Here is a 13,782-nt window from a genome sequence, read left to right as displayed (position 1 = left end):
TTATAATTGCTAAACCAACCTATCACACAAAAAATCAATGACTTAAACGTTTGTGTTATTATACCCACGTATAATAATCAACATACGTTAAAACGTGTGGTTGACGGTGTTTTGGGCTTTACCAATAACATTATTATTATTAATGACGGATCTAGCGACACAACCGCACAAATTCTTGAAAATTATCCTGAAATTCAGCAAATACATTTCCCTGAAAATAAAGGAAAAGGTTTTGCCTTACGCAGAGGTTTTGAACATGCCATTTCATTAGGGTATGAATTTGCCTTAACTATTGATTCTGATGGCCAACATTTCCCGAATGATATTCCAAGTTTTATAAATGATTTAGAGGTCCATCCTACAAAAGAGTTATTAATTATTGGCGCTCGAAATATGAAACAGGAAGGTGTTCCTGGGAAAAGTAGTTTTGGGAATAAATTTTCAAACTTTTGGTTTTGGTTTGAAACGGGCATAAAACTCACCGATACGCAATCTGGTTTTCGATTATACCCATTAAATGTTCTTAAAAACCTGAAGTTTTACACCACCAAATTCGAATTCGAAATTGAAGTGATTGTAAAATCTGCATGGAAAGATGTGGACGTAAAAAACATCCCGATTCAAGTGCTTTATGATGAAACCGAACGTGTATCGCACTTCCGACCATTTCAAGATTTTACGCGTATCAGCATTTTAAATTTTTGGTTGGTTTTTTTAACCCTGATCTATTATAAGCCGAGACAACTATTCCGAAATATTAAAAAAAAAGGCTTTAAACGATTTTTTATCGAGGACTTTTTAGGCAGTAGCGATTCGCCAAAGAAGAAAGCGCTATCTGTTGCCTTGGGTGTGTTCATTGGGTTTTCACCTCTCTGGGGACTTCATACGGTTTTAGCCATTGCCTTGTCCATCTTTTTAAAACTAAATAAAACCATCACTTTTGCCTTTTCAAATGTTAGTTTACCGCCCTTTATTCCGTTTATAATTTATGCGAGTTTGGAATTAGGTCAGATTATTTTTCAAGAGCCCATTTCTTATTCCGTAACCGATTTGATGGACAATTTCGAGGTCTTTAAACATCTTAAAACGTATATTGTGGGAAGTTTTGCCTTGGCAATACTTGGCGCCATACTATTTGGTGTGGTTGCCTATTTTTTCTTCAGCATTATTAAAAAAAAGAAAGGCGTATTACAACATGACTGATTTTTTTTATCATATATATCTTTGGATTGCTTCTAGGAAATTAATCGGATTTCTAGGCTTGCTTGTTTTGGTATTGGGACTCGTTTTCTTGGCATCAAATATTAATTTTGAAGAAGATATTACCAAACTTATCCCTACGAGTAGCGAAAATAAAGATGCGCAAAAAGTAATGAAAACCGTTAATTTCGCGGATAAGATTATCGTAAATATTACTCGAGAATCTGGCGCGTCAGTTGATGATTTAACCCAATACGCAACCCAGTATATTGACAGTTTAGAAAAACACTCGGAACCCTATTACACCAAAATTCAAGGTCAAATTCCAGATGAAACGGTTTTAAATACATTAGACTTTGTTTATAATAATTTACCGCTTTTTTTAGATGCTACCGATTACCAAAATATTCAATCAAAACTAAATTCGGATAGCATTCAAGCTATTACCAAAGCACATTATAAAACGCTTATTTCACCTTCAGGTTTTGTGGCCAAAGAAACTATTTTACGGGATCCTTTAGGTTTGTCTTTTGTAGCCCTCAAGAAATTACAACAATTGAGTTTTGGTGATGCTTTTGTTATAGAAAATGGCTTTTTATTAAGCAAAGATAAACAGCACCTATTGTTGTTTATTTCGCCTACACACAAATCCAGTGAAACATCGGAAAATGCTCTTTTTGCCGAACAACTTTACAAGTTAAGAGACGACTTAAATGCGTCGTTTAAAGACGCTGTCACTAGCGAGTATTTTGGCGGTGCATTAGTTGCTGTTGCCAATGCCCAGCAAATAAAACGGGACATCCAGATCACCGTTAGCATTGCCATGAGTGTTTTACTTTTGATATTGATTGCGTTTTACAGGAACATTTCTATTCCATTAATTTTATTTACACCAACTGCTTTTGGCGCCTTATTAGCGGTTGCCATGTTATTTGTAATTCGTACAAATATTTCAGCGATATCATTAGGAATTGGATCGGTTTTATTGGGAATCACGTTAGATTACGCCTTGCATATTTTGACTCATATTAGGAGCAATAACAATATAAAAGAACTGTATCAAGAAATAACCAAACCCATTTTAATGAGTAGCTTAACAACTGCTCTAGCTTTTTTATGTTTGCTATTTTTAAAATCGCAAGCCCTTCAGGATTTAGGGATTTTTGCCGCTATTAGTGTTTTAGGAGCTTCGGTGTTTTCATTAATTTTTATTCCACAGGTTTACAGATATAAGGAAAAATCACTTCAAAAGAAAACTATTTTAGATAGTGCTGCGCAATATCCATTTCATAGAAACAAATGGCTTATCGGCGGTTTGGTCATTCTATTTGTAGTTAGTTTATTCACTTATAATAAGGCGGGTTTCAACAATGATATTTCACAATTAAACTACGAACCACAAGAGCTCCTAGATGCTCAAAAACGTTTGGATGCGTTGACAAATATCAGTTCTAAATCGGTGTATTTAGCGGCTTATGGTTCCAATACGCAAGAAGCTATTCTTGTAAATGATAAGATTTTCTCCAACCTACAAAGGCTGAAAGCTGAAGATAAAATAATTAATTTTAGTTCTATTGGAGCTTTGGTACAATCGGAAAACCAGCAGCAAACTCATTTAGATGCTTGGCAAAATTTCTGGCAACCAGAAACTGTTTCATTAACCAAACAAGCGCTTATTACTAGTGGAAACACATTTGGTTTTAAACAGAGCACGTTTCAGCAGTTTTACAAACTTTTAGAAACTGATTTCCACACTTTAAATCTTGAGGACTTTAAAGCTTTAAACACGGTTTCAATTGAAGACTATATAAGTGAAACAGACGGTTTTTCAACCGTTACCTCTTTAGTTAAGGTAAAAGACACCCAAACGGAGGCTTTAGTTGAAACGTTTAAAGAGCAAGCACAAACCTTGGTTATAGACAGGAAACAGATGAACGAAACCTTTTTAGGTGGCTTAAAAAATGATTTTAATCGGTTGGTTGGTTATTCGTTTTTAGTTGTTTTAGTCTTATTATTACTTTTTTATCGCAGTGTTTCTTTAACGCTTGTTACGGTTTTACCAATTGCTTTAACCTGGTTATTAACCATTGGAATTATGGGTTTAACAGGTGTTGAATTTAATATTTTCAATATTATTATTTCCACCTTTATTTTCGGATTAGGTATTGACTATAGCATTTTTATTACCAACGGATTAATGCATGAATTAAAAACAGGCGAACGTGTATTGCCGACTCATAAAACATCAATTATCTTATCAGTCATTACCACAATTTTTGGCGTTGGCGTTTTAATTTTCGCTAAACACCCTGCGCTTTTTAGTATTTCATTGGTGTCTATTATTGGTATTCTTTCGGCTTTATGCATTTCATTTGTGCTTCAACCGTTGTTTTTCAAGTTCTTTATTGGGAGTAAAACCAACAGACCAGCTCCTGTTATATACTTTATTTTTTCTTGCATTTCCTTTACTTACTATGGACTTGGAGGTTTATTATTAGCACTATTTGGAACGGTTGTTATAAAATTGGTTCCTATTAGTATGAAGAAAAAAATGCATTGGTTTCACCGATTGATGTCCAAGTTTATGAAATCAGTTTTAGATTCCTACCCATTTGTAAAAATAACGATTATTAACCCTAATAATGAGACCTTTAAAAAACAAGCTGTTATAATTGCTAACCACACATCGTTTCTAGATATTTTGGTAATTGGTATGTTGAGTCCGAAGATTATTTTCCTAGTAAACGACTGGGTTTACAACTCACCAATTTTTGGCAGAGCAGTCAAATTAGCTGGTTTCTACCCCGTTTCTAGCGGCATTGAAAAAGGCGTTTCACATTTACAGAAAAAAGTAGATCAAGGTTATTCGTTAATGGCTTTCCCCGAAGGAACACGTTCTTACACACATAAAATGAAGCGCTTTCATAAAGGAGCTTTCTTTTTAGCTGAACAATTTAAATTAGATATTGTTCCTATAATGATTCATGGATATTCTGAAACTTTACCGAAAGGAAACTTTGTAATTAAACGGGGTGAAATATCGATTAAAATATTAGATCGAATCGCCTATAGTAATAGAAGCTTCGGGGATTCAGCTCGCGAACGCACTAAAATTATCAGTCAAAATTTTAAATCTGAATTTAAGAATTTCAGAACAGCCCATGAAGGTGCAGCCTATTTCCATCCTATGGTTTTGGAGGATTATCGTTACAAAGGCCAGGACTTATACCACACCATAAAAACGGATCTGAATAGACATCAAGACACCTATAAATATTTATTAGATACGTTAGATACTGCTGAAACGATTTTACATATTTCAAATACCTACGGTCAATTGGATTTCCTTCTGGCGCTAGATAGTCCAAGTAGAAGCATTACTAGTTTTATAATCAATTTAGCCTCCAGACAATTAGTTGAAAATAGTTTCATCACCAATAATCATTATAAAATTGAAGTCGCTGAAACCTTTAAAGATGCTTTTGAAAAACAGCATAATACCATCATTATTAACTCAAATACGTTAACAAGCCCTAGCATTGAAACATTAAAAGCTCAAAATGCATCGCGTATTGTGTTACTTTTCGAATCCATAGAAACTTATTTGTCATTTTTCGAAAATGGGGATTATAAAATAACCCATCAAGATTCGAATTTAACCGTTTTAACAAAAAGCTAATTTGAAACCAAAAGCACATTATGATATTGTTATTGTTGGCAGCGGATTAGGCGGTCTGGTTTCGGCTGTAATTCTGGCTAAAGAAGGCTTTAGCGTTTGTGTTTTAGAAAAGAATCAGCAGTTTGGTGGAAACCTGCAAACTTTTGCACGAGACAAATCCATCTTTGATACCGGTGTGCATTATATCGGAAGTTTAAGCAAAGGCGAAAACCTATACCAGTATTTCAATTATTTAGGAATTATGGATGATTTAGTCCTAAAAAAAATGGATGAAGATAGTTTTGATGTGATTAGTTTTGATGATGATGAAAAAACCTATCCATACGCGCAAGGTTTTGACCGTTTTAAAACCGAATTAATTAAAGATTTCCCCGAAGAAGCGGCTGCAATTACTACCTATTGCGAAAAAATTAAAGAAACCTGTGATAAGTTCCCCTTATATCGTTTAAAACCGGGCAGACCTTATGCTGATGGTGTGTTCACGTTGCAAGTTAAGTCGTTTTTAGAATCGATAACAACTAATAAACGCTTACAAGCTGTTTTGGCTGGCTCTAATTTTCTTTATGCTGGCGATGGCTACAAAACACCTTTTTATGTACATTCACTTTCCGTTAACTCCTATATACAAAGTGCCTATCGTTGTATAAATGGCGGGAGTCAGATAACAAAACTGCTCATTAAACAGTTAAAAAAACATGGAGGTGAAGTTTATAAATATCATGAAGTTAAAAATTTAGAGTGTGAAAATGGCAAAATCAAATCCGCAGTTTGCACAAACGAAAATCGGATTGATGGCGATACGTTTATTTCTAATATTGAGCCTAAAATTACGCTTGATTTAGTAGGAAAAGAACACTTCAGAAAATCCTATACTAATAGAATCCAAGGCATAGAAAGTACCATTTCGGCTTTCAGTTTATATATTGTTTTAAAACCAGATAGCTTTAAATATATTAATAAAAATTATTACCATTTTAAAACACGAGATGCCGTTTGGAATGCCCAACATTACACTCAAGAAAGCTGGCCAGAAAGCTACATGCTTTCTATGGGAATTAAGAAGGATCATGCCGTTTATGGAGACAATATTACCATTATGACCTATATGCATTTTGATGAGGTGGAACCTTGGTCTGGTACATTTAACACGGTGGCACAGAAAAATGAACGTGGGCAAACCTACGAAGCTTTTAAAAAGGAAAAAGCGGAGATTATTATAGACCAATTGGAGAAGAAGTTTCCTAATATTCGCGATTGTATACAAAGTTATTATACTTCATCACCATTGTCGTATCGCGATTATATTGCCACTAATCGTGGATCCATGTATGGTTACGCTAAAGATGTAGACAAATCTATGCAATCCTTTATTTCGCCTAAAACCAAAATAGACAACCTGTTGTTTACAGGTCAGAGTTTAAATATGCATGGTATTTTAGGTGTTACTATTAGTGGTGTTATAACCTGTTCCGAATTATTAGGGCAAGACTATTTATTAGAAAAAATTATTGCCGCCAATCAACCTGAAAAACCAGAAAATTAATGTCGAATTCTTTTTGGAAAACACTCGTTTTCACTTTGATTCTGTCGTCTTGTGGCGTTAAAAAATCGTTGCATGATACTCCTGATATTTCCATTTATAATCAGCGTATTCCCGAACGTATTAAAATTTCTGATACCACATTTACCACCAATAACGGTTTATTAACCAAAAACAAATATGGCCAATGGGAATTATACGTTTCTGGCGATCCTTATCAAATAGGCTTACAAGTTGGCAGTTTAGGCCAAGAATTAATGGCTGTTCAAGAACATGCTTTATTAAGTAAAGTGGAGGAATTTGTACCATCGAAAACCAAGCAATACCTTTTAAGAAAACTATTGGCATTTTATAACCGCAAAATGCATTTACATGTTCCCGAGGAATATAAAAGTGAAATATTAGGCGTTTCAAAATACGCAGGCGACACTTATGATTATGTTGCCGAAGACTATTTACGACTCCTCTATTTTCACAGTGCGCACGATATTGGTCATGCCTTGCAGGATTTGGCACTTGTGGGTTGTTCGTCGTTTGCCGCTTGGGGTGATAAAACTGAAGATGGTGATTTAATTATTGGAAGAAATTTCGACTTTTATGCCGGTGATGAGTTTGCGGAAAATAAAATTATTGCTTTTATAAAACCAACGCAGGGTTATAACTTTATGTCCGTTACTTGGGCAGGAATGATGGGCGTAGTTTCCGGAATGAATGATCAAGGATTAACAGTAACTATAAATGCAGGAAAATCCGATGTGCCTATGGTTGCCAAAACCCCAATTTCTATTTTAACACGAGAAATATTGCAATACGCATCTAATATTGATGAAGCGATTGCTATTGCCAAAAAGCGCCAAGTATTTGTTTCCGAATCTATTTTAATTGGAAGCGCAAATGACAAGCGCGCTATTACTATTGAAGTCTCGCCTAACAATTTTGGAGTCTTTAAAGTTGAAAATTCCAGTCAGCTTATTTGCTCCAATCACTTTCAGAGTGATGCCTATGCAGCGGATGAAAACAACCTCAAACAAATAGCAGAAAGTCATTCGCAATACCGATATGAGCGTATGGAAGAATTGCTTTCTGAAACACCAAAATTGAACGTTAAAAAAGCTGTTTCTATTTTAAGAAACAAAGACGGTTTGGATGACAAAGCCATTGGATTCGGCAACGAGAAAGCCTTAAATCAGTTATTAGCACATCATGGTGTCGTTTTTAAGCCCGAGCAAGGATTGGTTTGGGTTTCCGCTAATCCGTATCAATTAGGCGCTTTTGTAGCTTATAATTTGAATGAAATTTTCAAGGAAGAAGCTTCAGATATTGCAGCAAAATCGTTTCATAATGAAGATTTGACTATCGAAGCCGATCCGTTTCAATTTACACAAGCCTATTTAGATTATGAAAAATATCGGGTTTTAAGTAGGAAGATTTCCAAAGCTATTTCAAACAAAAATCATGTAGAACCTCAAGTTCTTATTCAACTTATTAAAAGTAACCCCAACTATTGGCAAGCCTACTATTTGGTAGGCAAATACAATTACGAACATCGCTACTATGAAGCGGCTTTACAGGCATTTGAAAAAGCGCAAAGCAAAGAAATTACAACTGTTCCAGATAAAGAAACCCTTTCCAAATACATAAAAAAAACACAACGGAAATTGAACTAGTTTATCGGAAATTAATATATAATTACTAATTAATTTGTACTATAATTATGGGCTAACTACCTTGTTTTAGTTACATTTGAGCACTAACAAAGGCATATCTACTTATGATTCCAGAAATTGAAAAAGCATCCCCGGAAGCCATAAAATCATTTCAAGAAGAAAAACTTCAAACGTTATTAGGTTATTTACAAGATAACTCAAGCTATTATCAGCAAGTTTTTAAAAAGAAAAATATTGACATTTCTTCCATAAAGACATTGGAAGACTTAACACGAATACCAACCACATCTAAAGATCAGCTACAAGCTTATAATAATGAATTTTTATGTGTTCCAAGAAATCAAATTATTGATTATGTTACGACTTCTGGAACTTTAGGCGATCCTGTAACCTTCGCATTAACGGATAGTGATTTAGATCGTTTGGCTTATAATGAAGCCTTGTCCTTTGCCTGTACCGGCGTTACTGCAAATGATGTCATGCAACTCATGACAACGATCGACAGGCGCTTTATGGCAGGTTTAGCCTACTTTTTAGGCGCACGCAAACTAGGAGCTGGTATTATTCGCGTTGGTGCTGGTATTCCAGAATTACAATGGGATTCTATTATAAAATTCAAACCGACATATTTAATTGTTGTGCCGTCATTTTTATTAAAGTTGATTGAATATGCTAAACAGCTTGATATTGATATTAATAAATCGGGTGTAAAAGGCGCTATTTGTATTGGTGAGCCCTTGCGGAATCAAGACTTTTCGCCTAATACATTATCTCAAAAAATTACTGATGAATGGGATATTCAGCTTTACTCAACCTATGCATCAACCGAAATGAACACGGCCTTTAATGAATGTGAGGCGCAACAAGGTGGTCATCATCATCCGGAATTAATTATTACTGAAATATTGGATGAAGCCGAAAATCCAGTTGAAACTGGACAAGTTGGCGAATTAACAATCACGACTTTGGGTATTGAAGGCATGCCACTTTTACGCTTTAAAACAGGCGACATGGTTCAAGAACATCACGGGCCATGTACTTGCGGTAGAACTACAATGCGATTAGGCCCTGTTGTTGGCCGTAAAAAACAAATGATTAAATACAAAGGCACCACATTATATCCGCCAGCAATGGATAATATTCTCAACAACTTTAACGACGTTAATAGTTATGTTATTGAAATTTCACACAACAGTATTGGAACGGATGAAATTTGCATAAAAATAGCCACAGATACGCCAACCGAAAAATTACTTCACAATATTAAAGATCACTTTAGAGCCAAATTACGCGTGGCACCTAAAATTGAATTTCATGATAAAAAAGTCATCCAAAAATTACAGTTTCCAGCTATGAGTAGAAAACCGGTTATGGTCATTGATAAACGTCCAACAGATTAAGAATAAACAATTTACTTCCAATATGGCAGACTTAATTATTAAATACCAAAAAAAGAGACAGTATATCAATTTGTTCATTGGGTGTTTGTGGATAGCATTGGGTGCATATGGCTTATGGAGTTCAGATGGAATACGCTGGTCTCGGATTATAATTATAGCCGTCGGAACTATTCAGGTTGGCATGGTTATTTGGAATTTAAAATATCAATATCTAACCATGACAGAGAATTTTATTAAAGAGAATTTCCTATTTGGCAAAAAAATTTTGATGCAAGATATTATCCATGTAAAAAAGATTAAAGGCAATTATGCCATAAACACTGCTGACAAAGAACTTGTTATTAAAACAAATCTCATTGCTGAAGATTCGTTAATTGAACTACTATTTTTTATGGGTACTTTGGAAACTCAAGAAGTGAAAACGATTTAAATTTACACTTTTAAAACATGGAAGACTTGATCATAAAATTCAATAAAAAAAGATTATACCTCTACCTGTTTCTTGGAGCAGGATTGGCAGGGTTAGCTACTTTTAGTATTTGGGAAGATGATCATGTTCGTTTAATGAGAATAGGCTATATATTAATTGGTCTATTATATATAGGAATAGCCTTTTGGAATTATAAGTATCATTATCTAACGCTTACCGAAGATTCCATTAAAGAAAACTTCCTATTCGGAAAGAAATTACTTTTGAAGGATATAACACATTTTAAAAAATTCGCGGATGAATATACCTTTAAAACTATCGATAAAAACTTGGTTATCAAAACAGCCTTAGTTCATAAAGATTCCTTGGCTTCATTAGAGTCTTATTTTAGCAATATAGATATTCCAGAAGAAAATTCGATTTAAACTTATTAATTTTTATATGGCAGATTTAACCATCAAATACAAGAAAAAAAGATTGTACATTAACTTGTTCATGGCTCTTTTTTGGATTGCATTGGCCGTTTTAGCCTTATGGGAAAACTACTCCATTAACTGGTATAATTTTGGTTTTTTATTAGCAGCCACTTTATATTTAACGCAGTTTATTTGGGATATTTCATATCAGTATGTAACCATTACAGATAAATTTATTAGAAAAAACGGTTTATTGATTAAAAAGATTTTGCTTAAAGATATCACTCATGTTGAAAAAACTGGTAATGGTTATACTCTAAAAACCACCGGGAAAACGCTCGTTATTAAAGCGCATTTAATTGATGAAAATTCCTTGGTTGAATTGGAATCGTTTTTAGATGCTGTAAATCCTTCAGAAGAAAAATACTACAAATTAAAATTATAAGTTTAAGCCATAAAAAAAGCCAACTCTTATAGTTGGCTTCCTTTATATTTATTGTGTGCTTTTAAGCTTTATCCTCTGCTGGAATACGCAATACCTGACCTGGATAAATTTTATCTGGATGACTTAACATTGGCTTATTAGCTTCAAAAATTACAGGGTATTTTGTGGCATTTCCGTAGAATTTCTTGGCTATTTTACCTAAAGTATCTCCACTCACTACGGTGTGAAATTGTGCTTCTGGCTCCTTATGCTCTACCGTCATTTGATCATCAACCGATGAGATACCGTTTGAATTTCCAACAACTAATATAATTTTTTCACGTGTTGCTTGATCATGAGCCATACCACTAATAGTCGCTTTTTCACCATCAATAGTTACTTTTAGATTTTCAGCCTTTAACTTTAAATCGGAAACTGTTTCTTCTAATCGGCTTGCTGCTGCTTTTTCACGACTCAACTTGGCTGCTGAAGCATCTGCCTTAGCTTCGGCTGCTTCTTCTGCATCTGTTTTTCCGATTCCAAAAACTTTAGCACCTGCGTTTTTAATAAATGAAAATAATCCCATAATTGTTTATTTTTTTAGTGTTAATAATTGATTTTTCGAAGCCTTAAATTACAAAATTTCTCCATGCTATTTACTCAAATTTTGAGTTTTTTAACAAAAAAGAACTGCTTGACAATTTCTCATCAAACAGTTTCTTGAACACTAAACTAACTAATTCAACTATATGGTTTCACGAGTCGATTCTCGTGGGTTGTCTTGTTTTTCTCCTTTAAATTTTCGACTTTTAACCTGATTACTTTGTTTGCCTTGGGCATTTTTCATAAACTGAATATAACCTCTTCCTGTAAATTCATAAACGGTTCTAGACGATGTTTGATATAATTCTATTCTAGCATCGTTTATTACGCGCAATTCAAAATACTCGTTACTAAAATAATCATAATCCAAAGTCAATGTTTTTAAAGTATGATCTCCATTTATATTTCCTACGCCGTAAAGCCCAGTATAATCCCAAAGAATATTATTAAGGTTATAAATAGAAACATCTTGTGAGCTTCTAAATTCAGAATCATTACCACCTGATAAAAATTGTAAATAGTTTTCATCATCAAAGGCATTTGGAATTCCTGTTGGACTGGTATATGTTTTTTCCCAAGCTTCATATTCTTGTAAGAAATAATGAATATTGTCATTAAAAACATAATCGTAATCAAAATTACTACGTTGGTAGCCTTTTAAGAAGTACGAGGTATCGTTATTAGGGTTGTATAACTCAATAGTGTTCTTGTTTATTTGGAACACATCAAAGCTCTGGTATCCATCCACAAGGTGATACACGTCCAGAACATTGCTATAAGCATCATAAGTTCCGGTTTGAATACCGAAACCATTACCTTGATCGCCAAATCCTACCAAATTATTATTAGCAAATAATTTACCATTTCTAAAAGATACAGTAAATGCTATTTGTAAAAATGCAGTTTGGTTATACCCAACGGTTTCATTGATATCCACATACCAAAGTTCATAACGATTCAATAACTGATTAACAGAAATTGAAGGCCCAGGTGTTGGGTTATAATTATCTACAATAATTTCATCGGTATAACATGCCGTAAATAGTGTAGCAGTAATTACAAATGCGACAAGTAGTTTTATAGTTTTCATGTGTTCGTTTTTATTATTTTTAAATTGTCACATCTGCCTCAAAGTAGGCAGGTGCCGTTCGCTAATAATCATTTTTTTGACAAATAAAAGCTTTTACATGCTCATTTTATAAGTCAATCATTTTAAAGTTATTAATACTTGGAATTCAAAAGACGTGCCAAAATGATAAAAGCGAAGCAAACGAATTTCGCAAAAGCACAAAATTTTATGTATTTTTGATTTTCTAAAGTCTATAAAAGTTATGAATAAACCTTTAAAGTATGCTGTTTTCGGATCTGGAAGTTGGGCAACCGCTATTGTAAAAATGCTTTCCGAAAATTTAGAAGAAGTGGGTTGGTATATGCGCAGTGTGTACACCAAAGAGCATTTACTTAAGGAAAATCATAATCCAAGTTATTTAAGTTCGGTAGAGTTTAAAATAGAACAACTGAAATTAAGTAATGATATTAACGAGATAGCAGAATATGCCGATGTGCTCATTTTTGCTGTGCCTTCTGCTTTTATGTTTACTGAGTTGGAAAAATTAACAGTTGATGTTTCTCAAAAAATTATTGTTTCGGCTGTAAAAGGTATTATTCCTGAATCCGGTTTGCTGGTTGGCGAGCATTTTCATGATATTTACAATATTCCGTTTGAAAATATTGCGGTTATTGCGGGACCTTGTCATGCGGAAGAGGTTGCTTTGGAGCGTTTATCCTATCTAACCATTTCTTGTGCTGATGCCGAAAAAGCATCAGAAATTGCCGATAAATTATCCAGCGATTATATAAAAACTAAAATTAGTGATGACATTATTGGTACTGAATATGCTGTAATGCTTAAAAATATTTATGCCATTGCGGCCGGAATAGCTCATGGTTTGGGTTATGGTGATAATTTCCAAAGTGTTTTGATGAGTAATGCCATTCGGGAGATGAAGCGTTTTATTAAGAAAATGCATAAAATGAAACGTAACATTAATGACTCCGCGTATCTAGGAGATTTACTAGTAACGGGTTATTCCGTGTTTTCTAGAAATCGCATGTTTGGGAATATGATTGGGAAAGGCTACACCGTAAAATCCGCACAGATGGAAATGAATATGGTCGCCGAAGGCTATTATGCTGCCAAAAGTGCGCACCTTCTTAATGAAGAGCACCAAGCAAAAACACCGATTATCGATGCTGTATATGCCGTTTTATATGAAGGCAAGGATGCTAAAAAGGTATTTAAGAAGTTGACGGATAAGTTGGATTAACCTAACTCCTGTCTACCAAACAATAGGAAAGCGAAAACAAGAAAGCGAAGATTCAGCGTAGCTAATCTCATAAGAAAAAGCCCCCATTTAACTATT

11 protein-coding genes are annotated in these 13,782 nt (G+C 34.2%); 9 read left to right on the top strand and 2 right to left on the bottom strand.

The window, feature by feature from the left end; translation table 11 throughout:
• The first annotated feature begins 6 nt into the window (after positions 1-6).
• From BZARG_RS10790 to BZARG_RS10755, 8 genes are all read left to right on the top strand, one after another.
• Positions 7-1,203 carry a DUF2062 domain-containing protein gene (locus tag BZARG_RS10790; RefSeq protein WP_040288532.1) on the top strand — a complete coding sequence of 399 codons (1,197 nt, stop codon included), beginning with the start codon at positions 7-9 and terminating at the stop codon, positions 1,201-1,203.
• Positions 1,196-4,879, top strand: a complete 3,684-nt coding sequence (locus BZARG_RS10785) for an MMPL family transporter (protein ID WP_040288546.1) — start codon at positions 1,196-1,198, stop codon at positions 4,877-4,879. The genes BZARG_RS10790 and BZARG_RS10785 overlap by 8 nt, the downstream gene beginning before the upstream one ends.
• 1 nt (position 4,880) lies before the next feature.
• Positions 4,881-6,422, top strand: a complete 1,542-nt coding sequence (locus BZARG_RS10780) for a phytoene desaturase family protein (RefSeq protein ID WP_008638351.1) — start codon at positions 4,881-4,883, stop codon at positions 6,420-6,422.
• Complete coding sequence (locus BZARG_RS10775; protein ID WP_008638305.1) at positions 6,422-8,086, top strand: acyl-CoA--6-aminopenicillanic acid acyl-transferase; 1,665 nt, start codon at positions 6,422-6,424, stop codon at positions 8,084-8,086. Before BZARG_RS10780 ends, BZARG_RS10775 begins: the two co-directional genes overlap by 1 nt.
• Before the next feature lie 104 nt (positions 8,087-8,190).
• Positions 8,191-9,486 (top strand): phenylacetate--CoA ligase family protein, encoded by a 1,296-nt coding sequence (locus BZARG_RS10770; protein WP_008638340.1) that lies wholly within the window; start codon positions 8,191-8,193, stop codon positions 9,484-9,486.
• A 22-nt stretch (positions 9,487-9,508) separates the two neighbouring features.
• Complete coding sequence (locus BZARG_RS10765) at positions 9,509-9,916, top strand: hypothetical protein (protein ID WP_050807306.1); 408 nt, start codon at positions 9,509-9,511, stop codon at positions 9,914-9,916.
• A 17-nt stretch (positions 9,917-9,933) separates the two neighbouring features.
• Complete coding sequence (locus BZARG_RS10760; RefSeq protein ID WP_050807305.1) at positions 9,934-10,341, top strand: hypothetical protein; 408 nt, start codon at positions 9,934-9,936, stop codon at positions 10,339-10,341.
• Positions 10,342-10,357: 16 nt separating this feature from the next.
• Complete coding sequence (locus BZARG_RS10755) at positions 10,358-10,777, top strand: hypothetical protein (protein ID WP_040288529.1); 420 nt, start codon at positions 10,358-10,360, stop codon at positions 10,775-10,777.
• A gap of 61 nt (positions 10,778-10,838) precedes the next feature.
• Here the strand turns inward: BZARG_RS10755 and lysM are convergent, their stop codons facing one another.
• The gene (gene lysM / locus BZARG_RS10750) at positions 10,839-11,342 is read right to left on the bottom strand and encodes a peptidoglycan-binding protein LysM (RefSeq protein ID WP_008638239.1); all 504 of its coding nucleotides are present in this window, start codon (positions 11,340-11,342) and stop codon (positions 10,839-10,841) included.
• Between the two features lie 159 nt (positions 11,343-11,501).
• The gene (locus BZARG_RS10745) at positions 11,502-12,449 is read right to left on the bottom strand and encodes a hypothetical protein (protein WP_008638265.1); all 948 of its coding nucleotides are present in this window, start codon (positions 12,447-12,449) and stop codon (positions 11,502-11,504) included.
• A gap of 241 nt (positions 12,450-12,690) precedes the next feature.
• Between BZARG_RS10745 and BZARG_RS10740 the strand changes: the two genes are divergently transcribed.
• Positions 12,691-13,686 (top strand): NAD(P)H-dependent glycerol-3-phosphate dehydrogenase, encoded by a 996-nt coding sequence (locus BZARG_RS10740; RefSeq protein WP_008638226.1) that lies wholly within the window; start codon positions 12,691-12,693, stop codon positions 13,684-13,686.
• Positions 13,687-13,782: the final 96 nt, after the last annotated feature.

The organism is Bizionia argentinensis JUB59 (assembly GCF_000224335.1).
In the GTDB taxonomy this organism is placed as follows: Bacteria; Bacteroidota; Bacteroidia; order Flavobacteriales; family Flavobacteriaceae; genus Algorimicrobium; species Algorimicrobium argentinense.
This window is presented reverse-complemented; position numbering and strand designations above follow the sequence as displayed.

Coding starts and splice junctions, on each gene's coding strand:
- BZARG_RS10745 (WP_008638265.1), bottom strand. CDS start 12,449: ATGAAAACTATAAAACTACTTGTCGCATTTGTAATTACTGCTACACTA.
- BZARG_RS10760 (WP_050807305.1), top strand. CDS start 9,934: ATGGAAGACTTGATCATAAAATTCAATAAAAAAAGATTATACCTCTAC.
- BZARG_RS10775 (WP_008638305.1), top strand. CDS start 6,422: ATGTCGAATTCTTTTTGGAAAACACTCGTTTTCACTTTGATTCTGTCG.
- BZARG_RS10740 (WP_008638226.1), top strand. CDS start 12,691: ATGAATAAACCTTTAAAGTATGCTGTTTTCGGATCTGGAAGTTGGGCA.
- BZARG_RS10765 (WP_050807306.1), top strand. CDS start 9,509: ATGGCAGACTTAATTATTAAATACCAAAAAAAGAGACAGTATATCAAT.
- BZARG_RS10785 (WP_040288546.1), top strand. CDS start 1,196: ATGACTGATTTTTTTTATCATATATATCTTTGGATTGCTTCTAGGAAA.
- BZARG_RS10755 (WP_040288529.1), top strand. CDS start 10,358: ATGGCAGATTTAACCATCAAATACAAGAAAAAAAGATTGTACATTAAC.
- lysM (WP_008638239.1), bottom strand. CDS start 11,342: ATGGGATTATTTTCATTTATTAAAAACGCAGGTGCTAAAGTTTTTGGA.
- BZARG_RS10770 (WP_008638340.1), top strand. CDS start 8,191: ATGATTCCAGAAATTGAAAAAGCATCCCCGGAAGCCATAAAATCATTT.